Source organism: Caballeronia mineralivorans PML1(12), assembly GCF_001028175.1.
GTDB lineage: Bacteria > Pseudomonadota > Gammaproteobacteria > Burkholderiales > Burkholderiaceae > Caballeronia > Caballeronia mineralivorans.
In genome coordinates this window covers 84,086-107,520 of sequence record NZ_AEJF01000173.1, presented here as the reverse complement: position 1 = coordinate 107,520, position 23,435 = coordinate 84,086, and the positions used below count along the sequence as shown (strand labels likewise).

Sequence of the window (23,435 nt, the reverse complement as noted above, 5' to 3'; positions counted from 1 at the left end):
GCATCTTCCGATCCTGTATCGAAAAGGGAATTCTAACCCATCGGGGGGAGTGCCGTTCGCACTTGCTAGCGGGTTGAAGGGCTTTGTGCCTGCCAGTTTTGGACGGGTTTTTGATGGTTTTTTCGCTGGGGGATGGGTTTGGGGTTTGGAGGCGCCAGCGAGCCCCTGAGCTATTATTGACCTTTTCGCTCTCAAAAACTGGCGCGCGCAGCCGCGCGCGAACGGCTCCGGAATGACACACCCCGATTACCTCAAGAAAATCCTGACCGCTCGCGTCTACGATGTCGCGCGCGAAAGTGAACTCGAACACGCCCGCAACTTGTCCGCGCGGCTTCGCAACTCGGTCTACCTGAAGCGCGAAGACAACCAGCCGGTGTTCTCGTTCAAGATTCGCGGCGCCTACAACAAGATGGTGCAGCTTTCCACCGATGTCCTCGCGCGCGGCGTGATTACGGCATCGGCGGGGAATCACGCTCAGGGCGTCGCTTATTCGGCCACCCGGCTCGGCTGCAAAGCCGTCATTGTGGTGCCGGTCACCACGCCGCAAGTCAAGATCGACGCCATGCGCGCATTCGGCGGGCCGACCGTGGAAATCGTCCAGCACGGCGAATCCTATAGCGACGCGTACGGCCACGCAGTGAAGTTGCAGGAAGAGCGCGGCCTGACCTTCGTCCATCCATTCGATGACCCCGACGTCATCGCCGGCCAGGGCACCGTCGCCATGGAAATCCTGCGCCAGCATCAAGGACCGATCCACGCAATCTTCGTCCCGATCGGCGGCGGCGGGCTTGCGGCAGGCGTCGCGGCGTACGTGAAGGCGGTGCGGCCGGAGATCCGCGTCATCGGCGTGCAAGCCATCGACTCGTGTGCGATGAAGCAATCGATCGAGGCAGGCGAGCGCGTCACGCTGGCCGAAGTCGGCCTGTTTGCCGACGGCACGGCGGTGAAACTCGTCGGCGAGGAAACGTTCCGGCTGTGCCGCGAATTGCTCGACGAGGTGGTCACGGTGGACACCGACGCGCTCTGCGCCGCCATCAAGGACGTTTTCCAGGACACGCGCAGCGTGCTGGAACCATCGGGATCGCTGGCTGTAGCGGGTGCCAAGCTGTACGCCGAGCGCGAAGCGCTCGAAGGCAAGACATTGGTCGCCGTCACGTCCGGCGCGAACATGAACTTCGATCGCATGCGTTTTGTCGCGGAACGGGCCGAAGTGGGCGAAGCGCGGGAAGCCGTATTCGCGGTGACGATTCCCGAAGAGCGCGGCAGTTTCCGGCGTTTTTGCGAGCTGGTCGGCACGCGCAACGTGACCGAGTTCAACTACCGCATCGCCGATGCCAACGCCGCGCATATCTTCGTCGGCGTGCAGATCAAGACGCGCGGCGAGGCCGTGCAGATGGCGAATGCGTTTATCGAACATGGGTTCGCCACGGTCGATCTCAGTCACGACGAACTCTCGAAGCAACATATCCGCTATATGGTTGGCGGTCGTTCCCCGCTTGCGCAGGACGAACGCCTGCTGCGTTTCGAATTCCCCGAACGCCCGGGCGCGCTGATGAAGTTCCTGTCATCAATGGCGCCGAACTGGAATATCAGCCTGTTCCACTACCGGAACCAGGGCGCGGATACGAGTTCGATCCTCGTCGGCATTCAAGTGCCGGCGTCGGAAAACGCCGAGTTCCAGCAATTCCTCGCCACCTTGGGTTATCAGTGGTGGGACGAAGGCGCCAACCCGGTCTACAAGCTGTTCCTCGCCTGACGCGCGCATGGCCTTCACGCTGGAAGACAAGCTCGTGGTCGCGATTTCGTCGCGGGCGCTGTTTGATTTCGAGGAAGAAAACGAAGTCTACGAAACCAGCGATTTGCGTGAATACGAGGCGTTGCAGCGTTCGCGGCTGACGATTCCGGCGACGCCCGGCATCGCGTTTTCGTTGATCGAGAAGTTGCTTGCGTTGAACGTAGCTGGCGAGCGGCGCGTGGAGGTGGTGATTTTGTCGCGCAGCGATCCCATTAGCGGTTTGCGCGCGTTCAGCTCGTGCAAGGAACATGGCTTGGCAATCGAGCGCGGTGTCTTTACGCGCGGTGAATCGCCATTCCGGTATCTGGAGCCGTTCCGGGCCTCGCTGTTTCTCTCCGCCAATTCGGCCGATGTCCGCGACGCCCTCGCCGCCGGATTTCCCGCAGCAACGGTCGTACCGCGAGCACCGCTTGCCGCGAGCCGGTATCCTGACGAAATTCGCATTGCTTTCGACGGCGATGCCGTGCTTTTCTCCGACGAAGCCGAGCAAGTGTTCCAGGCGCAAGGTTTGCCTGCGTTTGTGGAGCATGAGGTCGGCAAGAAGGATCTGGCTTTGGCGAACGGACCGTTGAAACCGTTGCTGGAAGCGCTGCACAAGCTGCAAAAACTCAGCCATGACACCACGCGAATGCGCATTCGCACCGCGCTTGTCACGGCGCGATCGGCGCCGGCGCACGAGCGCGCGATACGGACGTTGATGGACTGGAACATCGAAATCGACGAAGCGATGTTCCTCGGTGGATTGGACAAAGGCCCATTTTTGGCCAAGTTCGAACCCGATTTTTTCTTCGACGACCAAATTGGCCATTGCGAGTCTGCCCGCGTTGTAACCGCGACAGGACACGTACCGAGTGGCATATCGAACGCATCATGAACACACCCGAACAATCTTCCCTTGGCAAGCCGGTCCAGTACACCGAACGGTACGATCCGGCGCTGCTTTTCTCCATCGACCGGGCCGCGGGGCGCGAGGCTATTGGCGTGACGGCGCAGTTGCCGTTCTTCGGCACCGATATCTGGAATGCTTACGAGCTTTCATGGCTCAACCGCAAGGGCAAACCGCAGATCGCGGTGGCGACGTTCATCGTGCCGGCGGAATCGCCGAATATTGTCGAGTCGAAGTCGTTCAAGTTGTACCTGGGATCTTTTTCGCAGACGGCGTTTGATTCCATCGATGAAGTGCGGGCGGCGCTTCGCAAGGATGTTTCAGCGGTATGCGGAGCGAATGTTTCGGTGCAGCTCGTGGCGCCTTACGAATTCGCGCTGAAGCTCAAGATGGAGGAGTTTGAGGGGTTGTCGCTGGATCGCCTGGATCTGGATGCCGAGGTTTACTCACCGGATCCGTCACTATTGCGCGCATCGTTTGGCGAGTCGCCTGTTGATGAGACGGTGTTCTCCAACCTGCTGAAGTCCAATTGTCCCGTTACCGGGCAACCAGACTGGGGCAGCGTTCAGATCCGTTATGTCGGCGCGCCGATCGATCACGCTGGATTGCTGCGATATATCATTTCTTATCGCGAGCACACCGGGTTTCATGAGCAATGCGTCGAGCGGATTTTCATGGACGTCATGCGGGAATGTAAGCCGGAAAGACTAGCGGTCTATGCGCGATACACCCGGCGCGGCGGATTGGATATCAATCCGTTCCGTACCAACTTCAATCTGCCGTTGCCGGATAATGCGCGGTTGGCGAGGCAGTAAAAGTTTTCGCGCCGGGTGGGTGCCCACCCGCGCGAGCAACATCAACGCCCTTAAGCACCAGCCTTCTTGTAAGCCACGCAATCAACCTCGACCTTACAGTCGATAACCATCGACGAAACCACGCAAGCGCGTGCCGGCGGATGCTCACCGAAATACTCTTTGAATACCTTATTAAACGAAGCAAAGTCGCGGGGGTCATCGAGCCAGACTCCGCACCGCACGACATGTTCCGCGCCATACCCGGCTTCTTTCAAAATCGCGAAAACATTCTGAATCGCCTTATGCGACTGGGCCACAATCCCGCCTTCGATCACTTCGCCATTTTCCATCGGCGTCTGGCCTGAAACAAACAACCAGCCATCTGCTTCAACAGCACGCGAAAACGGCATCACCGCACCGCCTTGCCCTTTCCCACCTTCCACGCCATATCGCTTCATTGCAAAACCTCAAGTTAAAAATGCCCAAGCGCGTCGAGTTTTGAACCCTCGCCACGCGCCACAAAATGGCCCGCCCTTAACCCCGTCACGGCGCCATCGAGATACGAAAGCACCCCGTTCACCCAAACCGCATCGATACCATCCGCCACCTGCCGAGGCTCGGCAAACGTCGCGGTATCGCGGATCTTGTCGGCATCGAAGAGAACCAGATCCGCGTGATATCCCACGCGCACCTCGCCGCGCTCAACCAACCCAAACCGCCGCGCCGATAATCCCGTCATCTTGCGCACCGCTTCTTCGAGCGGCACCAGCAACGTGTCGCGTGCGTAATGCCCCAGGACCCGCGGAAACGCGCCCCACAAACGCGGATGCGGCAACGGATCGTTCGGCAGGCCGTCGGAGCCGACCATCGTCGCCGGATGCGACAAGATCCGCCGCACATCGTCTTCCGACATGTTGTGATAAACCGCGCCCGCCGGCTGCAAGCGCTTGCCCGCCTCCTGCTGCGTCACGTCCCACTCAGCCGCAATCGCGGAAATCAACTTGCCCGCCATTTCGGGATGCGGCGTCGACCATGTAATCGTGATGTCGATATCGCCGGTGACCTGCTTCACATCGAGCGTGGATGAACTCCGGTTGTACGGATAACAATCACATCCCACGGGCTGACCGTCGCGCACCTTGTCGAGCGACTTCAAAACCTCGGTGCTGCGCCCCCAGTTCGATGGCCCCGCGCACTTCAAATGCGAAATCACGACGGGAATACGCGCGTGTTTTCCGACCCGATAGGCCTCATCCATCGCGTCGAGAATGGCGTCGAATTCGGTTCGCATGTGCGTGGTGTACAACGCGCCGGCTTTAGCCAAAGGTTCGGCCAGCGCCATCACTTCTTCCGGCGGCGCACTGAACGCCGAGCCATACGCAAGACCGCTGCTCAACCCGAGCGCGCCATGCGCCAACGCCTCTTCGAGCTGCACGCGCATGCCATCGATTTCCGCCGATGAAGCCCCGCGATCCAGCCGATCCATATGGTTATTGCGCAGCGCCGTGTGCCCGATCAACGCGCCCACATTCACCGCAGGACGCGCCTGATTCACGGCATCGATGTACGCGGCGAAGGTTGGATACTGAAAGTCACCCTGAGCGCCGAGCAAATTCATCGGATCGGGCGGATCGCCCTTCAACGTCACCGGCGACGCGCTGATCCCGCAATTGCCGACGATCACCGTGGTCACGCCCTGCGATATCTTCGGCAACATCTGCGGCGAGCGGATGACGTGGGTGTCATCGTGCGTATGGACGTCGATAAAACCCGGCGCCAACACACGCCCCTCGGCCGCAACGACGTTCTCGGCCGTCCAGCCATCGAGCGCGCCGATTGCCACGATCCGGCCATCCTTCACCGCCACATCGCGCTCGAGCGCCGGCGCGCCCGTTCCGTCGATCACCCGCGCACCTTTGATCAGCGTATCGACGTGTTCACCATCCGATGCCATGCTTCATCTCCTAAAAATTCACGCGTCGGCCGAGCGTGCTCAGTCGCCCAAAGGCTGACGCTGGTCGCTGCCGCCACGGTGCGCATCCAGCGCGTGTTTCATGCGCCGCAAAAGCTCACGGCTCGTATCGCCCTGCTTCACGGCAAGTTCGGTGACGAGCAGGTCAAGCGCCATCAACATGGCGTATCGCGACGTCGACGGCTTATAAATAAAATCCGTTTCATTCGCGATGATCGGAATCAGCCAATCGGCTAGTTGCGCCAGCGGCGAAACGGGCGCAGTCAGCGCAATCACCCGCGCGCCGTATTCGCGCGCGATCCGGCAACTCTCCACCATCTCGGGGGTTTGCCCCGTCACCGATAACGCCACCACCACGTGCTCGCGCGACAGCGTCGCGGCGACCATGCGCTGCAGCAAACCATCCTGATACGACGCCACCGGCCGGCCCAGCCGGACCAGGCGAAAACGCATTTCGTCGGCTAAAGCGGTCGAACCTCCGCCCATGCCAAACACGTAGATCATCCGTGCGTCGGCGAGCGCGTCGGCGGCGGCAGCGATAGGCGCGGCTCGCAACGCGCCGCGATTGTGGGCGAGCGTGGTCTGGATATCGTCGAAAATACGGGCAGCGAGCGAATCGGGGAGGTCGCCGGCGTCGTTGTCCTCGTAGGGGCCGCCGCGCAAGAACCGCTGGCCGACGGCCGCCGCCTGCGCCAGCCGCAATTTCAGTTCGCGCACGTCCTGACACCCGACGGCCTTCGCAAAGCGCGTCACCGTGGCAATGCTGACCTCGGCTTTTTTCGCGAGCGCACCAATGCTGGCGCGCGACGCACCGGTCAAATCGTCGAGAATAAGCGCCGCAACCTTCCGCTCCGCCGTGCGCAATTCTGGCGCGCGCTCGGCAATCCGGGCGACGACATCGAAGGCAGCCGGTTCGGACGAAACGTTCATGAAAACCCTTTTGGCCTGCTTGGTACTAAATAACAATGTCTCGGGCATCGTACTTTCTGTACCATTGTCGCGTCAACTTCGATATCAATCGAGTACAGCCAAACAAGCCCCGACTCTATACAAACGAACGATGGAGTAGCAATACATGAAAGTTACAAACTATCAAAGCGCGACAATCGACCCTTTTGGCAAGGGTCTCGGCATGGTGCCGGGTGTCAGCGTGCATCTCGTGGATGCTGCACGTCTCGACTGGAATTTGCTGGACGAGGACGTGAGCCTGCCGGCCGCGGTGCTGTATGCGGACCGGATCGAACACAATTTGAAATGGATGCAGGCGTTCATGGGGGAATACGGTGTGAAGCTCGCGCCGCACGGCAAGACGACCATGGCGCCGCAACTGTTTCGACGCCAGCTGGAAGCCGGCGCGTGGGGCATCACGCTTGCCACCGCGCATCAGGTGCGCGCGGCGTATCGCGGCGGCGTGCAGCGCGTGCTGATGGCGAACCAGCTGGTCGGCAAACGCAACATGGGCATGATCGCGGAATTGCTCTCCGATCCCAATTTCGAGTTCCATTGCCTCGTCGATTCGGCCGATAACGTCGACCAGCTCGGCGCGTTTTTCAGCGCTGTGAACAAGCAAATCAACGTGCTGCTGGAACTAGGCGTGGCGGGCGGCCGAACGGGTATTCGCGACGACGCGCAGCGCGACGCGGTGCTGGCCGCCATTGCACGCTGGCCCGACGCCGTGAAGCTCACCGGCGTCGAGTTATACGAGGGCGTGCTGCAGGACGAATCGAAGGTGCGGGCGTTTCTGCAGAACGCGGTGGACGTGACGCGCGCGCTGGTCGCCGACGGCAAGATCGAGCGCAAGCCGGCGATCCTGTCGGGCGCGGGCTCGGCGTGGTACGACGTGGTCGCCGATGAATTCGCGAAAGCGAATAGCGATGCTATCGAAGTGGTCCTGCGTCCGGGCTGTTATCTGACGCATGACGTGGGTGTGTACAAGAAAGCGCAGAACGAGATTTTCGCGCGCAATCCGATCGCGAAGAAGATGGGCGAAGGCTTGAAACCGGCGCTGCAATTGTGGGCCTATGTGCAGTCGATTCCGGAGCCTGATCGCGTGATCATCGGTCTGGGAAAACGCGATGCCGCCTTCGACGCCGGCATGCCCGAACCCGCTCGCCACTTCCGTCCCGGCACGCAATGGCCGCGTGACGTGGCGCCGGGCGAAGGCTGGGAAATCTTCGGCATGATGGACCAGCACGCGTATCTGCGGATCAAACCGGGTGACGACATCAAGGTCGGCGACATGATCGCGTTCGACATCTCGCACCCGTGCCTGACCTTCGACAAATGGCGCCAGATTCTTGTCGTCGACACAAAGTATCGTGTGAAGGAAGTGATCGAAACGTCGTTCTAGGCGTCGTCGGGAACGGCATTGTTCGGGTCGTTCGCGTCGTTCACTTCAGTGGTTCCTGCGGCGACTTCCTGGATGCGCTGCTCCAGCGCGCGCAACGCACCGGAGAGCGCTGTCACGGCGTCGTCGGGAAGCGTCGACAGCGTATCGTGCAGGAACGCATTGCGGCGCGGCATGCCGGCTTCGGTGACCGCGCGGCCTGCATCGGTGAGGATCACGTTCGATACCCGGTTATCACGCTGATCGACACTGCGCGCAATCCAGCCCAGCGCCTCCAGCGTTTTCAACTGCCGCGTGAGCGCGCCCGGGTCCACCCGCAGGCGCTCCACCAACCTCTTCTGCGACAACTCGCCCGCGTGCTGATGCAGCGCGAGCAGGATGCGCCAGCGCGGCATCGGCTGGCCGACCTGCGATTCGAACGCCTGCATGAACGCACGATAAGTGCGTCCGAACTGCTGTATGAAGGCGATACGTTCCGTTTCGTCCATGCTGATTGGTTCCCGGCTGACTGCCTCGATGCTGTGTGTTTCCAAGTCCTGCCTATCCGTGGTGCTCATCGTGCTGTTACTTTCCGCGATCACGCTTCATTCGGCCATGACCGCCGGTTCGACCTTCGCGCCCTTCAAACGCACCGGCGGCACGCGACGCGCTTGCCAGAAGGCCAGCACGGCTACAACCGCCGCGACCGCAAGGCCGATGTGAATTGCCGCGACCAGCGACTCGCGTGCCGATTCGAGCAACATCGCGCCGTTATGACCGGCGGTGGCGAGTTGCGAAAGCAGCGTGGTTTGCGCTTCGTGGTTGATCAGGATCTGCGGATCGCTCAGGTCGCTGAACCAGTGACTGGCGCGGTCTCTATCGAGTGAAAGCCGCACACCGCTCGCGTACAGATGGCTGACCAGCGTACCGGTCAACGCCGTGCCGATCATCCCACCAATCATGCGCAGCGACTGCAGCAGCGCCGTCGCAATCCCCAGATGCGCACGCCCCGCCGTCAGTTGCGCGAACACGGTCAGGTTCGGCATGACAAAACCCAGCCCCAATCCGCCGAGCACCATGAACGTCATCAACAGCGGACGCGGCATCGAGCGCGTGGCGATCACCACGCCAAGACACGCTAGCGCCAACAGCGCGAAACCGACAAACAGCATTGCGTTGGGATTCTTCACGCGCGTCACGATCCGGCCATTCACGATACTGCCGATCGTAACGAACACGACCAGCGGCGTAATCATCAGGCCGGCGTCTTTCGGCGACATGCCAAAACCGCCCTGAAACAGCAGAGGCGCGTAAAACATCAGCGAAAACATCGTGAAACCGCCGAGTATCGACAGCGTGAACAGCGCTGAGAGGCTCTTGTTGCGGAACATATCGACGGGAAGAATGGCGTAATTGCAACTCCGCTCCCATTTCCAGAGCGCGAAGCCGGACGCGACGCTCGCGGCCAGCAACGTACACGACCCCGCCGATAGCCCGTGCTTCGGCAACATTTCGACGAATAATTGCAGCGAACCGAGCGCAATCGCGATCAGGCCCGCGCCTTGCCAGTCCAGCCGCATCTTGTCCTCGTGCTTGACGTGTCGAAGATGCGGAAGGAAGCGCCAGACGAAAAACACCGACAGCAGGCCGACCGGCAGATTGACGTAGAACACGGAGCGCCAGCCGTAGTATTGCGTCAGAATCCCGCCAAGCGACGGACCGACCGCGTTCGCAATGCCGAACGCCGAACTCATCATTATCTGCCAGCGAAGGCGCACGACGGAGTCAGGAAACAGATCGGCGATGCAGGCAAACGCGGTCCCGACCAGCATGCCGCCGCCAATGCCCTGAAGCCCGCGCGCGAGTACGAGAAACAGCATGTTGTTGGCGAGGCCGCAGAGCGCGGACGCGACGGTGAACACGACAATTGACGCAATCACAAACGGTTTGCGGCCGTAATAATCGCCGAGCCGGCCGAAAATAGGTACGGTGATCACAGAGGTCAGCAAGTAGGACGTGGCGACCCAGGCGTACAGGTCAAAGCCCCTGAGTTCGGCGACGATTGTCGGCAACGCCGTGCCGACCACGGTTTGATCGAGCGCGACCAGCATGGTCACGAAACAGATGCCCAACATCGCCATCAGCGATTCGCGAAACGGAAGCACTTGTCCCGCGGAGTGGTGCGCGGCAGTATGAACGGCCATTTTTTGATACCGCAATGATTGACATGTCAACAGAACGGGAATCATAGCACGGTGAAAGGCTCTAATCCAAGACCGGACGCCCTCTCAACCTTTTCGAAATTTGCCATGGAACCGACGCCCATCGCCGCTTCACCCCTCTCGCAGGAGGATCTCGCTTCCTTGCGCCGCGCCAAGGAAGCGCTGGAAAGCCCATCGCTCACGATGAAACTCGCGAGCGTGGTTGGCTCGCCTATCGAAAAGCTGATGGCGCGGATGCCGAACATCGCGCAGGAAAAAGTCGACGATGCGACGCAGGCCGCGCTCAAGAAATGCCTGCAACTCGCGCTACGCACGCTGAGCAAAAGTACGGTCGACGGTGTTGTGCTGCCGCCCGAAAAACCGCACAACCTGATGCATAAGCTGGCCGTCGCGACGACGGGCGCGGCGGGCGGTGCGTTCGGGCTGTTCGCGTTGCCGGTGGAATTGCCGGTCACGACCACGTTGATGTTTCGCTCAATATGCGACATTGCGCGCAGTGAGGGCGAAGACGTGCATCTCATCGACACCCAGTTGCAATGCATGATGGTGCTCGGTATGGGCGGGCCGAGTTCAAGCGACGATAACGCCGATATCGGTTATTTCATCGTGCGCGGGACCTTGGCGCAGTCGGTATCGAAGGCGACGAATGAGATTGCCGCGAAGGGCTTGAGCGGGCACGGCTCGACGGCCTTGCTCAAGTTCTTGCAGACGGTGGCGTCGCGGTTTTCGGTGCAGGTCAGCGAGCAAGTCGCCGCCAAGTCGATTCCGGCGATCGGCGCGGTGCTCGGGGCCATGGTCAACACGGTGTTCATCGACCACTTCCAGCAGATGGCGCACGGGCATTTCACGGTGCGCCGACTGGAGCGCCAATACGGGCAGCTGGCCGTGGAGCGTGCTTTTCAGACAATCGATATAGGTAGCGGCAGATAAGCGCCTACGACACTTCCGCGGTTTCGGCCTGCCGCATCGTGACCCGGCGCACGAAACCAGCCGCCCGCTCCAGCGCCTGGTTCGCCTCCGGCACGAACGGCGCCAAAATCTGGAAAACGTGTGGCATCTTCGGCCAGATCTCGAGATCCACAGACACGCCCGACGCACGCGCTTTCTCCGCGACACGCGTGGAATCGTCGAGCAGCACTTCGGTATCGCCCACCTGGATGAACAGCGGCGGCAAACCGTCGAACCTTCCATATAGCGGTGATACGTACGGGTTACGAACATCGGCATCGCCCGTATAGAGCTTGCCCGCAGGGGCGAAGGCTTTGCCGTAGAACATCGGATCGCGGCCATCGTTGGTTTTCATCGACGCACCGGTGGCCGCCAGATCCGTCCACGGCGCGAACACTGCAGCGCCCGCGGGGAGTAAGTCACCGGCATCGCGTAAAGCCAATAACGTGGCGAGCGCGAGACCTCCGCCGGCTGAATCGCCGGCTATTACGATGGACTCAGGCGGCGTGCCATCAGCCACCAGCTTTCGATACGCGGCCAATGCGTCGTCCAGCGCCGCGGGAAACGGGGTTTCGGGCGCAAGCCGGTAGTCGAGGGAAAAGGTGCGCGCGCCTGAACGCCGCGCGAGGGGAAAGACAAGCCCACGATGCGTCGCAGGCGAGCAAAAGTAATAACCGCCGCCATGCAGATACAGGATCGTGGTCGCAGACGGCTTATCGGGCACAAGCCACTCGCCGCGAAGCGGAGCATCGGCCTGGCCGTATCGCTCCTCGAGACGCCAGCCCGGGGGCACTTTCGGCAACCACGCCCGCTTCGACGTCAACGCCCGCGCCCGCGCCACATCGATAGCAGGCTTGCCCGTTTCAGGGCGCATCCGGCGACGTAAAACCCAGCAGGCCAACGCACTTTGCCAACTCATAACCGTTCCTCGTTTCGATGAACGCCAATAGTACGATCGTTCACGAGGCCGCGTGTGGAGAGAAGGTCGCCGTGCGTGGCTTGCAATGAGACGCTACGTTAGTTCGCCGGCATCACCTGACCACGAATCTCTCCGGTCGGGTTCTTCTCGGTATGGATATTGAAGTAGTACTGGCCGGCCATCAGCTCGTTGGCCTGTTCCTCGGAGAGCGTGGCCTGACCTGTGATCGGGCTAGGCAGCGCGTTCTTGTCGATAGGAACCTGCACCTTGGCATTCTGGCCCACGGGCGCCGGGCCGTGGAAATGCGCCATGGTCGCGGGGCCGGACAAGTCGGCGTACGTCACGGTCCACTGCAGCGTCTTGGTTGTGGTGTCAAAGGTGGCTTTCAACTGTCCGTGCCCCTTGCTCACACGCGGTGGCACTTCGCTCGATGGTTGCAGATTCGCTTGCAATGCGACGGAATCGGCGAACGCCGAACTCGACGCCAGGGATGTTACCGACGACATCAACACCACGCTCAAACTCAACACGCTGTTACGCAGACTGAATTTCGTGACCATGTTTGCTTTCTCCGGGATGACTGAGGAGTGGACGAGTCGTCTGCTTATCGCCGTGCAGGAAAAAAGGAATAAACACAGGCTCATCGACGCGCCATGGTAGTGCATTTTGCGTGTCGAGCCTGCGCGCGTGAACCCGGGTAAGCGATGCAGGCCCGGAAATGCGAAAGGGTGCCGTGATGCGCCGTGTCGTTGCTACGTCAAACTTTCTGCAATTTAGAAGCGGTGACGCAGACCCGAATATCTACAACCTTACGCCATCAACAATACTCACGCGCCCCCTCGGAGGGCTTCTTCTTGCCTCTCTTCAATAGCTTATAGGGCAGCAAACCGTCAACGAATGATTGCTTATAGGCTACCAATACGAATTTACCTGATAGCTTACAAGACAGCAAATTACAACTTTCAGATGCAGCATAAGCTATCTAACTATTGCAGTGTGCTTGCCTATAAGCTATCGTATTAAGATTTTCCGTTAGCCTGTAGGCAAGCAAATGAATTCGAGGATGAACCAACTCCGGCTTGAACAAGTCCAGAAATCGGCTGAAGCGTATGCCGATTTGGCGAAGCGCCGCGCGCCGCCTCGGGGCTGGTTGAAGCTCATTCGAGAATCATTGGGCCTGACTGAGCGGCAGCAGGCCGAGCGCCTGGGTATCTCTGCGCCGACTTTGCACAAGTCCGAGCAAGCGGAAGCGGATGAACGAATCACGCTTGGGCAATTGCGCAAGCTGGCAGAGGGGCTGGATTGCGAGCTGGTCTATGCTTTGGTGCCCCGGAAGCCACTCACGCAAGTGGTCATGGAGCGGGCGCACGCCATTGCACTGCAAGAGGTCGGCGGGGTAGCGCACACCATGAGTTTGGAGGACCAGCGCCCGGCTACAGCGCGCCTCCGCAAACAGGTTGAGCAGCGCGCGGAAGAGTTGCTTCGCGGCCGATGGTCCGCACTATGGCGATAAATTTTGACGAGCAGGAGGGGCAAACGCCTCTCGACCCCGACGAAATCGCCGGGCTAAAACCAACGCACCTGGCCACGAAGGGTGAGCTTAACGACTGGGAGCAGGAGAACATCCTGGCGGCGGTGACATGGCTTCGCCGTGCCCGTCAGCCAGACGTGCTCAGTGAAGATTTCTGCCGCACCCTGCACAAAAGAATGTTCGACAAGACTTGGGCTTGGGCCGGTACATTCCGGAAGTCCGACAAAAACATCGGATGTGATTGGACGCAGGTGAGCGTCAAGCTGCGAAATCTTTTCGACAATGTGCGCTACTGGATGGAGAATAAAATCTTCCCGCCGGATGAAATAGCCGCGCGATTTCATCGTGAGCTGGTCTGGATTCACCCTTTTCCAAACGGCAATGGCCGACACTCACGGATGATGGCTGATGCGCTTTTGCGCAGCATGAAAGAGTCTCCTTTTACGTGGGGTGGTGGAGGCACGCTCGTCGAAGCCGACAACGCTCGCGCGCTATATCTAACCGCGCTGCGTGCCGCGGATAAAGGTGACTACACGTTGCTGCTCGCCTTCGTTCGCAGCACCGCTTAAGGCATGGACCCACAATTGCCGTCTAGTAATGGTTTAGGCGCTCATGCAAAAAGTTAGAAAACGCATGTTGATAAACAAAAGCCCGTCTCTGCAAGGGAGAGCGGGCTGCTACCAACAAACAAACAAACAACAAACAACAAACAAACCACTTTGTCTGTTTTAGAACGGAATATCGTCGTCCATTTCGTCGAAGCCGCCGCCCGCCGGCGCGCTCGGACGGCTTGCGCCACCCGTGCTTCCGCCTGCAGGACGCCCGCTCGCCGCTGCGCTGCCACGGCTCGCACCGCCGCCACTGCGCTCGGCCGGTGCCCGGCTGTAGCCTTCATCACCTCCACCGCCACCGCCTGCACCGCTGCGTCCACCCAGCATCTGCATCTGTTCCGCGACGATCTCGGTCGCATACTTTTCCACGCCGGCCTGATCGGTGTACTTGCGCGTACGGATCCGACCCTCGATATATACCGACGAACCCTTCTTCAAGTATTCGTTGACGATCTCTGCCAGCCGGCCGAAAAACGACACGCGATGCCATTCCGTCAGCTCCTTCATCTCGCCGGACGTCTTGTCCTTGAAACGATCGGTGGTCGCAAGACGGATGTTGGCCACGGCGTCGCCGCTCGGCAGATAACGGGTTTCCGGATCGGCTCCGAGATTCCCGACGAGAATGACCTTGTTGACGGATGCCATGATTTCTCCTGTTGATTCAATTCAATTCGATCTGATGCGGTGTGCTCGCGACGCGCCCGGCCAGACACTCGAGCCGCCTAAGCCGTGCGCCGGACTTTCTGCGGCGGCGGTTTCATGTTCGCCGCCACGACCAGCCATGCAAAAACCAACCCTGAGCACGCGAAAAATACGGCGCTCTGGCCGTCCACTTTGAGCAGCCAGCCGCCAATCACCCCGCCTATCGCGAGGCCAATCGACTGCGTCGTGTTGTAGACGCCTGCCGCCGCGCCCTTCCTCGTGCCCGGCGCGAGTTTGGAGACGAGCGACGGCTGCGATGCTTCCAGCACGTTGAAGCCTAGAAAGTACACGAACAAAACCGCGGCCACTGACCACAGAGTATGCGGAGCGGCGCCGAGTAACAACTGGCCAATCAGGATAAGACCAATGGCGCTGACCATCACGGCCTTCATTTTCCCGCGTTTTTCCGCGGCGATGATAGCCGGCACCATCATCACGAACGCCAGTCCCATAACGGGCAAATAGACTTTCCAGTGCGCCGCGACCGGCAGGCCGCCGGCTTCCAGAATACGCGGCACGACGAGAAACAGCGCCGTTTGCGTGGCATGCAACACGAGAACGCCGAAATTCAGGCGCAGCAATTCCACGTTGTGGAGCACTTCGGCAAAGGGCGCTTTTACGTGCACGGGCGGTGTGGGCGCGTCAGGCACGACCCAGATCACGACACCAACGGCGAGTATCGACAAGACGCCGATCAGCGTGAACAATCCGCTCATGCCGACCCACTCGAACACGATTGGCGCGCCCACGATCGCCACCGCGAACGAAACGCCGATGCTCCCGCCCACCATCGCCATGGCTTTCGTGCGATTTTCTTCAGCGGTCAGATCGGCGATAAACGCGATCACCGCCGACGATACCGCCCCCATCCCCTGAATCACGCGGCCGACGATAATCCATGTCATGGAGTGCCCGATCGCCGCCACGAAACTGCCGATGGCGAACACGATCAGCCCGAACGCAATCACCGGCTTGCGCCCGAGCTTGTCCGAGACCCAGCCATAGAAGATATACAACAGCGATTGCGTCACGCCATAAGCGCCAAGCGCAATGCCGACGAGCAGCACGTTGTCGCCGCCGGGAATGGTTTTCGCGTAGATGGAAAACACCGGCATGATCATGAAGAGACCGAGCATGCGCAGCGCGAAGATAGCGGCAAGCGACACGGTCGCACGCAACTCGGGCGCGCTCAGACGTGTGGACGTAGCAGACGGATTGGACATCGGGACGAGGTAATGTGGAAACGCGTCTGGCCGTGCGCGCGGACGCGGAACTCAAGCACGGCCGCCTTGTGGTTGCCCGGAACGGCACTATATGGGACGGGTAGCTGAAGCGTCTGGACCCGCCTCAAACCTGCGCCAGGACGACACGCAAAAGTCGCTCGAATGTCGCCCGAGCGCTGCCGGAATGGACCATCAGTAATCCGCCAACACCCTTCGCAACCCCGCCGCACGCTTGATTGACGCCGATGAGCGCGGGCAACGCGCCCTCGAAAAGTCGTTATAGTAGCAGGTTTAGCCCCCTTACTTTCCGCCCGGTTCATGGAAGAAATTCGTATTCGTGGGGCTCGCACCCACAACCTTAAGAACATCAGTCTCGACTTGCCGCGTCACAAGCTGATCGTGATTACGGGCTTGTCGGGTTCGGGGAAATCGTCGCTCGCGTTCGACACGCTCTACGCCGAGGGCCAACGCCGCTACGTCGAAAGTCTGTCCGCCTACGCGCGTCAATTCCTGCAGTTGATGGAGAAACCGGACGTCGACCTGATCGAAGGATTGTCGCCGGCTATCTCGATCGAGCAGAAAGCGACGTCGCATAATCCGCGCTCCACCGTCGGCACCGTCACCGAGATTCACGACTACCTGCGGCTGCTGTTTGCCCGCGTCGGCACGCCGCACTGTCCGGACCACCACATTCCGCTCGAAGCGCAAAGCGTGTCGCAAATGGTCGACGCCGCGCTCGCCATGCCCGAGGAAACGAAGCTGATGATCCTCGCGCCCGTGGTGGCGGATCGCAAGGGCGAGCACCTCGAATTATTCGAAGCCATGCAAGCGCAGGGTTTCATCCGGTTCCGCGTGCGCTCGGGCGGCGGGACGGCGAATGAAGGCGTCGCGAAGATCTATGAAATCGAGTCGCTGCCGAAGCTGAAAAAGAACGACAAACACACGATCGATGTTGTCATCGACCGGTTGAAAGTGCGGCCGGACATGAAGCAGCGGCTGGCGGAATCGTTCGAAACGGCACTGCGTCTCGCCGATGGCCGCGCGATCGCGTTCGAAATGGATTCGGAGAAGGAGCATCTGTATAGCTCGAAGTTCGCTTGCCCGATCTGCTCGTACTCGCTGCAAGAACTCGAGCCGCGCCTGTTCTCGTTCAACAATCCCATGGGCGCGTGCCCCGAATGCGATGGCCTCGGCCAGATTACGTTCTTCGACCCGAAGCGCGTGGTCGCGCATCCGTCGCTGTCTTTGGCCGCGGGTGCGGTGAAGGGGTGGGACCGGCGCAACCAGTTTTACTTCCAGATGCTGCAGAGCCTGGCGTCGTTCTACGAATTCGATATCGACGGCGCGTTCGACGATCTACCCGAAAAGGTGCGCAAGATCCTGCTGTTCGGTTCCGGCAAAGAGGTCATTCCGTTCTCGTACATCAACGAGCGCGGCCGCACGACGGTCCGCGAGCACGCGTTCGAAGGGATCATTCCGAGTCTGGAACGCCGCTACAAGGAAACCGATTCGGCAGCGGTTCGCGAAGAACTGGCGAAGTACCAGAACAATCAGGCATGCCCGGCGTGCGGGGGTACGCGGCTGCGGACCGAAGCGCGCAACGTCAAGCTCGGCACAGGCGAAAACGCGCGCGCAATCTACGAAGTGAGCGGCTGGCCTCTGCGCGAGACGCTCGGTTACTTTCACACGCTGCATCTGGAGGGCGCGAAGGGTGAGATCGCCGATCGGGTCATCAAGGAAATCGTCGCGCGGCTCACGTTCCTGAACAACGTCGGGCTGGATTATTTGTCGCTGGAACGCAGCGCCGAGACGCTTTCCGGCGGCGAGGCGCAGCGTATCCGGCTGGCATCGCAGATTGGTTCAGGCTTGACGGGCGTCATGTATGTGCTCGACGAACCGTCCATCGGCTTGCATCAGCGCGACAACGACCGGCTCATCGCCACGCTCAAGCACCTGCGCGACATCGGCAACTCGGTGATCGTGGTCGAACACGACGAGGACATGATCCGCATGGCCGACTACGTGGTCGACATGGGCCCGGGCGCGGGCGTCCACGGCGGGGAAATCGTCTCGCAAGGCACGGCGAAGCACGTCGAGAACGACCCGAATTCGATGACCGGACAGTATTTGTCGGGCAAACGGAGCATCAGCTATTCGACCGACCGCACGGCGCCCGACGAGCGCCGGCTGCGGATCATCGAGGCTTACGGCAACAATCTGAAGCACGTGTCGCTCGATCTGCCGGTCGGTTTGCTGACCTGCGTGACGGGCGTGTCCGGCTCGGGCAAGTCCACGCTCATCAACGACACCCTGTACCACGCGGTCTCCCAGCATCTGTACGGTTCGTCCGCCGAACCCGCGCCTTACGAGGCGATCGAAGGGCTAGAACACTTCGACAAGGTGATCAACGTCGATCAATCGCCGATCGGCCGCACGCCGCGCTCGAATCCCGCGACTTACACCGGCCTCTTCACACCGATTCGCGAGTTGTTCGCGGGCGTGCCGGCATCGAAGGAACGGGGTTACGATCCTGGCCGGTTCTCGTTCAACGTGAAGGGCGGGCGCTGCGAAGCGTGCCAGGGCGACGGGGTGCTCAAGGTCGAAATGCACTTTCTGCCCGACGTCTACGTGCCGTGCGACGTGTGTCACGGCAAGCGCTACAACCGCGAGACGCTCGACGTCCAGTACAAGGGCAAGAACATCCACGAGGTCCTCGACCTCACCGTGGAAGCCGCGTACGAGTTCTTCAAACCGGTGCCGATCGTCGCGCGCAAGCTGAAAACCTTGCTCGACGTGGGTCTCGGCTATATCCGCCTTGGCCAGTCGGCGACCACCCTGTCGGGCGGCGAAGCGCAGCGCGTCAAGCTTTCGCTGGAACTGAGCAAGCGCGATACGGGTCGGACGCTATACATTCTCGACGAACCGACCACCGGGCTGCACTTCCACGACATCGCACTGTTGCTCGAAGTGATTCACCGGCTGCGAGATCAAGGTAATACTGTCGTAATCATCGAGCATAATCTGGATGTAATAAAGACTGCGGACTGGGTCATCGACCTCGGTCCGGAAGGTGGCGCCGGCGGCGGCCAGATCATCGCGCAGGGGACGCCGGAGCAGGTCGCGCAATCGAAGGCCAGTTTTACCGGCCGGTATCTGGCGCCTTTGCTGCAAAGGCCGAGATCGGCGGCGTGACGGGTTCGCCGACACCGCAACTATGAGCCGCGCGCCGTCCGGGCCGCGGCAGGCAATAACCCGGCAGTGAATAACCCGTTAGCGGCAGGAGACTGAAGGATTCATGGCAAAGCGCAACGAAGCGGCCGAAACCAGGCCAGTCGTCCGGCCCGTTCGGCTGACGAGCGATATGAGCATGCCGAAGTTGTCAGCGGTGGAAATCGGCAGTTATCTTGCCGCGTTCGCCGGTCTGTTCTTCGTGCTGCATCTGCAATTGCTCGGCGCGCTGCTGGCGGGAATGCTCGTGTACCAACTCGTGCATATGATCTCGCCGCTGATCGAAAAGACCATGACGAGCGGGCGCGCGCGCTGGGTTTCGGTTGTGATTATCGCGGCGATCATCGTGGGCGGGCTCGCGGGCGCGACGGTCGCGCTCATCAATCATTTTGAGCGCGATGTGCCGAGCGTTCAGAAGCTTCTCGATCAGCTCATGATGATCACGTCGCATGCTCGCCTGCGCGTGCCCGACTGGATTGCGAACTACCTTCCTGTCGATTCCGAGCAGATGAAGGACAAGGCGACCGAACTGATGCAAAAGCACGCCGCGATGCTGCAGCAAGGCGGAAAGGACGCTGCGCGGGGCTTCGGGCATGTGCTGATCGGCATGATCGTAGGAGCGATTATCGCGGTGGGGGTGCCGAGGACGACGCATCGGCTACCGCTTTCTACCGCGCTCGTCACGCGCGTAACACGCTTCTCGGAGGCGTTTCGCCGGATCGTTTTTGCGCAGGTCAAGATTTCCGCGATCAACACCGCATTCACCGCGCTGTATTTGCTCGTCGCGCTGCCGGTGTTTCATGAACAGCTGCCGATGTCGAAGACGCTGGTGATGATCACGTTTATCGTCGGGTTGCTGCCGGTGATCGGGAACCTGATTTCGAACGCGATCATTGTCGCGATTTCATTGTCGGTTTCGTTTGGGACGGCCGTGGCCTCGCTGGTGTTCCTGATTGTCATTCACAAGCTTGAGTACTTTTTGAATGCGCGCATCATTGGCGGGCAGATCGAGGCGCGCGCCTGGGAATTGCTGCTGGCGATGCTCGCGATGGAAGCCGCGTTTGGGCTACCCGGCGTCATCGCGGCGCCGATTTTCTACGCTTATATCAAACGCGAGCTGGTTTATTTAAGGCTGGTTTGAGAGCGGCAACTGGCGGGTCGGTTGCAAAGCCCCTGCCCGCCAGCGTTTGAGCTCACCGAAATACCACCGTCTTGCTTCCGTTCAACACGATCCGGTGCTCCACGTGCCAACGCACGGCGCGCGCCAGCGTCACGCATTCCACGTCGCGTCCAATAGCCGTCAGCTGATCCGGCGCCATGCTGTGATCCACGCGCTCCACTTCCTGCTCGATGATCGGCCCTTCATCCAGGTCCGTCGTCACGTAATGCGCAGTAGCGCCAATCAACTTCACGCCGCGATCGAACGCCTGGTAATACGGCTTCGCGCCCTTGAAGCTCGGCAAAAACGAGTGGTGAATGTTGATCGCCCGGCCATTGAGCGCCGCGCACATTTGCGGCGACAAAATCTGCATATAGCGCGCGAGCACGACAAGATCGATCTTGTGCTGATCGACGATTTCCAGCACGCGCGCTTCCTGCGAAGCCTTCCCTTCCGGCGTTGAAGCAATCAACGGCAGATGATGAAACGGCACGTCGTAACTGGCGGCAAGCTGATAAAAATCCCGGTGGTTCGAAACGATCGCCGGAATCTCGATCCCGAGTTGTCCCGTGCGATATCGGAACAGCAAGTCGTTCAGGCAATGCCCGATCTTCGACACCATGATCATCACGCGCGGCTTGACGGACGCGTCGTGCAGTTCCCACTTCATGCCGAACTCATCGGCGAGCGTGGTGAACGACTTGCGCAACGCGTCGAGGCCGGGGTCGCCGCCGACTTGCTGGAAATGCACGCGCATGAAAAATTCGCCGGTGTGGCTGTCGCCGAATTGCGCGGAATCGAGAATATTGCTGCCGAGATCGAACAGGAATCCGGACACGGCATGGACAATGCCGGGACGATCCGGGCACGACAACTTCAAGATAAAACTATGTTCGGTCGACATGAACCGATACTCCTTTGAGATGTTTCAACTACACGTCTGTTCGCGTTCACAGCGCGGGGGGTGAGAAAACTGCCTGCATGCCTTCGCACGCGTCTTCGTCGATCCATCGACGGCGCAGCAGGCAGTCGAGCGTGGCCAGGCTGGCATCGACGGTGAGCGCGCCTTCTTCAATCCAGCGCGCAACTTCATCAATACGCGCGAGCCGATGTTCGCCCACTTCGCCATCCTGATTGCGCGGCGCGAAATCAACGGGCAACGCCAGATCGAACACGTAAATCTGCTCGGCCTGCGTGCCTTCGGGCAGCGATTGCAGCACATGGAACAAGCGCCCACGTACAGCTTTAACAGCCAGTTCCTGCGGCATGCCAGCCTCTTCCCAGCACTCCTTCACGAGCGTTTCCTCGATCCCCATCCCCCAGCCGATACCGCCCGCCACCACGTTATCGAGCATGCCGGGATCGGTCGCTTTCGTCTCGCTGCGGCGCGCGATCCAGAGTTGCGGCGCGCGGCCGGGTTCTTCCACGATGCCATTCAGATGCACGGCGTATGTCATTGTGCCGAAGAACCGCGACGCCGCCCGTTCGATAAACGCCAGCGGCTCGGCATCGAAACTATTGCGGATTGCGTAGGTTTCGTTGCGCCAGCCAGGGATGCGGCCATCAGCGGCCAGCATGCCGATTACCGCGCCGAGCGCGGCGCTGCGGGCGTTCAGGTCGCAGAAGGTATCGGCGAGACGGATCGATGTTTGATCGATGTGAAACACATCCGGCCATGATTGCAGCGCGGGCGCGTCGGTGCGGCGAATCCAGCCGACCCGCTCGCTTCCGATGTAAAACGGCAAGTGCGCCGACGCATCGAAACGGCGCGCGGCAACGATGGCAGGCAGGGTCATGGGGGGCTCCGGCGGAGGAAAGCCGGAAATTGTACAGTGGGTTTCGTTCGCACTTGAGGTTCTGACTGCGGGTGATCGGGGTCGGTTAGTGCGAACGAAAACCCCCTCTTAATCCTTCAGCGCCACGCGAATCCCCAGCCCGATAAACGTCGCCCCGGCCAGCCGGTCAAGCCACACGCCCACGCGCGGACGCCGCTTCAAATAAGCACCGATCATCCCGGCAGCGACGCCAAACACCGAAAACACCGCCACCGTCTGCAGCATGAACACACCGCCGAGCTCGAACATCTGCAACATGACGCTTTGCCCGCCATGCGGATTCACGAACTGCGGCAGGAACACGATAAAAAACAGCGTCACTTTCGGATTCAGCAAATTGCCGATCACACTTTGCCGGAACACGACAGCGAGCGGCTGGCTCGGCCGCTCATGTGCACTCGACAACCCTTTGCTGCGAATTGCCTTGATGCCGATCCAGACCAGATACGCGGCGCCGGCCAGCTTGACTGCTTCGAACGCCGTCGGCGACGACTTCAGCAACGCCGCCACCCCGAGCGCGGCGAGCGTCGTGTGAAATGAAATCCCGGCGGCAAATCCGAGTGCCGCAACGAGGCCGGCCGCGCGTCCCTGCGAAATGCCGCGCGCGAGCACCTGCAGATTGTCCGGGCCGGGCGCCACGGTAATCGCGATGGAAGCGGCGAGAAACAACAGGAAATTTGGCATGGCGCAGAGAAATTCAGAAAAATTAGTGACCGCTGAATTCGCAGACCGTGAAAAGCGGCAACCCCGACTCGCGCAGAAGTTTCGAGCCACCCAGTTCCGGCAAATCGATGATCGCCGCACCCTCCACGACCACCGCGCCAAGCCGCTCGAGCAATATCTTGCCGGCCATCATCGTGCCGCCGGTGGCAATCAGGTCATCGACAAGCACCACGCGCTCGCCCGGCTTGCACGCATCTTCGTGAATTTCGACAGTCGCGCTGCCATATTCGAGTTCATAGGATTGCGAAATCGTCCTGAACGGCAGCTTGCCTTTCTTGCGAATCGGCACGAAACCCAGGCTCAGTTCGTACGCAAGAATCGGCCCGATGATAAAGCCACGCGCATCGAGTCCGGCGATCGTATCGATTCGCGCATCTATATAGCGCTGCACCAACATATCGATCAGCGTGCGCAACGCGCGCCGGTCTTGCAGCACAGGCGTGATATCGCGGAATTGCACGCCAGGCTGCGGCCAGTCCGGAACGGTGCGGATCCGTTCCCGGATAAAACTGGCGGGATTGGGTAAATTGGGTATTGAGGGCGCTGCGAACTCAGACATGA

General features: G+C 60.4%; 22 protein-coding genes. 9 read left to right on the top strand and 13 right to left on the bottom strand.

Annotated features, from left to right (window positions below; genetic code table 11):
- Positions 1-232: 232 nt before the first annotated feature.
- From ilvA to queF, 3 genes are read left to right on the top strand one after another with little or no spacing between them, the layout of a single operon-like run.
- On the top strand, positions 233-1,756 hold the full coding sequence (ilvA, locus tag EOS_RS29015) for a threonine ammonia-lyase, biosynthetic (protein WP_047895633.1): 1,524 nt from the start codon (positions 233-235) through the stop codon (positions 1,754-1,756).
- 7 nt (positions 1,757-1,763) lie between these two features.
- On the top strand, positions 1,764-2,669 hold the full coding sequence (locus EOS_RS29010) for a 5'-nucleotidase (protein ID WP_047895632.1): 906 nt from the start codon (positions 1,764-1,766) through the stop codon (positions 2,667-2,669).
- The gene (queF, locus tag EOS_RS29005; protein ID WP_047895631.1) at positions 2,666-3,496 is read left to right on the top strand and encodes an NADPH-dependent 7-cyano-7-deazaguanine reductase QueF; all 831 of its coding nucleotides are present in this window, start codon (positions 2,666-2,668) and stop codon (positions 3,494-3,496) included. The genes EOS_RS29010 and queF overlap by 4 nt, the downstream gene beginning before the upstream one ends.
- Before the next feature lie 50 nt (positions 3,497-3,546).
- Here the strand turns inward: queF and EOS_RS29000 are convergent, their stop codons facing one another.
- The 3 genes from EOS_RS29000 to EOS_RS28990 are packed head-to-tail and all read right to left on the bottom strand — an operon-like array spanning position 3,547 to position 6,377.
- Positions 3,547-3,933 carry a RidA family protein gene (locus EOS_RS29000; protein ID WP_047895630.1) on the bottom strand — a complete coding sequence of 129 codons (387 nt, stop codon included), beginning with the start codon at positions 3,931-3,933 and terminating at the stop codon, positions 3,547-3,549.
- Between the two features lie 14 nt (positions 3,934-3,947).
- The gene (locus EOS_RS28995; protein WP_047895629.1) at positions 3,948-5,429 is read right to left on the bottom strand and encodes an N-acyl-D-amino-acid deacylase family protein; all 1,482 of its coding nucleotides are present in this window, start codon (positions 5,427-5,429) and stop codon (positions 3,948-3,950) included.
- 39 nt (positions 5,430-5,468) lie between these two features.
- Positions 5,469-6,377, bottom strand: a complete 909-nt coding sequence (locus tag EOS_RS28990) for a MurR/RpiR family transcriptional regulator (protein ID WP_047895628.1) — start codon at positions 6,375-6,377, stop codon at positions 5,469-5,471.
- 145 nt (positions 6,378-6,522) lie between these two features.
- Between EOS_RS28990 and EOS_RS28985 the strand changes: the two genes are divergently transcribed.
- A complete protein-coding gene (locus EOS_RS28985) occupies positions 6,523-7,797 on the top strand; it encodes an amino acid deaminase (RefSeq protein ID WP_047895627.1) in 1,275 nt (424 codons plus the stop codon).
- Here EOS_RS28985 and EOS_RS28980 read toward each other — a convergent pair.
- Together EOS_RS28980 and EOS_RS28975 are read right to left on the bottom strand one after the other, a co-directional pair.
- Entirely contained in the window at positions 7,794-8,282 is a 489-nt protein-coding gene (locus tag EOS_RS28980; RefSeq protein ID WP_047895696.1) for a MarR family winged helix-turn-helix transcriptional regulator, read from the bottom strand. The genes EOS_RS28985 and EOS_RS28980 overlap by 4 nt on opposite strands.
- 96 nt (positions 8,283-8,378) lie before the next feature.
- Positions 8,379-9,977 carry an MDR family MFS transporter gene (locus EOS_RS28975; protein WP_047895626.1) on the bottom strand — a complete coding sequence of 533 codons (1,599 nt, stop codon included), beginning with the start codon at positions 9,975-9,977 and terminating at the stop codon, positions 8,379-8,381.
- Positions 9,978-10,082: 105 nt separating this feature from the next.
- On the opposite strand from EOS_RS28975, the gene EOS_RS28970 reads away from it, so the two are divergent.
- Positions 10,083-10,925, top strand: a complete 843-nt coding sequence (locus EOS_RS28970; RefSeq protein WP_047895625.1) for an EcsC family protein — start codon at positions 10,083-10,085, stop codon at positions 10,923-10,925.
- Positions 10,926-10,929: 4 nt separating this feature from the next.
- On the opposite strand, the gene EOS_RS28965 is transcribed toward EOS_RS28970, so the two are convergent.
- Positions 10,930-11,862: an alpha/beta hydrolase gene (locus tag EOS_RS28965; protein ID WP_047895624.1), complete on the bottom strand. Its 933-nt coding sequence runs from the start codon at positions 11,860-11,862 to the stop codon at positions 10,930-10,932.
- A gap of 98 nt (positions 11,863-11,960) precedes the next feature.
- Positions 11,961-12,368, bottom strand: coding sequence for a CHRD domain-containing protein (locus tag EOS_RS28960; RefSeq protein WP_407639191.1), 408 nt, complete (start codon positions 12,366-12,368; stop codon positions 11,961-11,963).
- A gap of 557 nt (positions 12,369-12,925) precedes the next feature.
- Here EOS_RS28960 and EOS_RS28955 point away from each other — a divergent pair.
- Positions 12,926-13,375: a mobile mystery protein A gene (locus EOS_RS28955; protein WP_235442999.1), complete on the top strand. Its 450-nt coding sequence runs from the start codon at positions 12,926-12,928 to the stop codon at positions 13,373-13,375.
- On the top strand, positions 13,366-13,962 hold the full coding sequence (locus EOS_RS28950; RefSeq protein WP_082163553.1) for a mobile mystery protein B: 597 nt from the start codon (positions 13,366-13,368) through the stop codon (positions 13,960-13,962). The genes EOS_RS28955 and EOS_RS28950 overlap by 10 nt, the downstream gene beginning before the upstream one ends.
- Positions 13,963-14,121: 159 nt before the next feature.
- Here EOS_RS28950 and EOS_RS28945 read toward each other — a convergent pair whose 3' ends face one another.
- Positions 14,122-14,649 carry a single-stranded DNA-binding protein gene (locus EOS_RS28945; protein ID WP_047895621.1) on the bottom strand — a complete coding sequence of 176 codons (528 nt, stop codon included), beginning with the start codon at positions 14,647-14,649 and terminating at the stop codon, positions 14,122-14,124.
- A 77-nt stretch (positions 14,650-14,726) separates the two neighbouring features.
- Positions 14,727-15,929, bottom strand: coding sequence for an MFS transporter (locus tag EOS_RS28940; RefSeq protein WP_047895620.1), 1,203 nt, complete (start codon positions 15,927-15,929; stop codon positions 14,727-14,729).
- 318 nt (positions 15,930-16,247) lie between these two features.
- Here EOS_RS28940 and uvrA point away from each other — a divergent pair, with 318 nt between their 5' ends.
- Positions 16,248-19,121 (top strand): excinuclease ABC subunit UvrA, encoded by a 2,874-nt coding sequence (gene uvrA, locus EOS_RS28935; RefSeq protein ID WP_047895619.1) that lies wholly within the window; start codon positions 16,248-16,250, stop codon positions 19,119-19,121.
- Between the two features lie 103 nt (positions 19,122-19,224).
- Complete coding sequence (locus tag EOS_RS28930) at positions 19,225-20,298, top strand: AI-2E family transporter (RefSeq protein WP_047895618.1); 1,074 nt, start codon at positions 19,225-19,227, stop codon at positions 20,296-20,298.
- A gap of 52 nt (positions 20,299-20,350) precedes the next feature.
- Here EOS_RS28930 and purU read toward each other — a convergent pair whose 3' ends face one another.
- The 4 genes from purU to EOS_RS28910 form a co-directional block, all read right to left on the bottom strand.
- The gene (gene purU, locus EOS_RS28925; RefSeq protein ID WP_047895617.1) at positions 20,351-21,220 is read right to left on the bottom strand and encodes a formyltetrahydrofolate deformylase; all 870 of its coding nucleotides are present in this window, start codon (positions 21,218-21,220) and stop codon (positions 20,351-20,353) included.
- 46 nt (positions 21,221-21,266) lie between these two features.
- Positions 21,267-22,112 carry an NUDIX hydrolase gene (locus EOS_RS28920; protein ID WP_047895616.1) on the bottom strand — a complete coding sequence of 282 codons (846 nt, stop codon included), beginning with the start codon at positions 22,110-22,112 and terminating at the stop codon, positions 21,267-21,269.
- Between the two features lie 108 nt (positions 22,113-22,220).
- Positions 22,221-22,835 (bottom strand): LysE family translocator, encoded by a 615-nt coding sequence (locus EOS_RS28915; protein WP_047895615.1) that lies wholly within the window; start codon positions 22,833-22,835, stop codon positions 22,221-22,223.
- Between the two features lie 22 nt (positions 22,836-22,857).
- Positions 22,858-23,433 carry an adenine phosphoribosyltransferase gene (locus EOS_RS28910; RefSeq protein WP_047895614.1) on the bottom strand — a complete coding sequence of 192 codons (576 nt, stop codon included), beginning with the start codon at positions 23,431-23,433 and terminating at the stop codon, positions 22,858-22,860.
- Positions 23,434-23,435 lie beyond the last annotated feature (2 nt).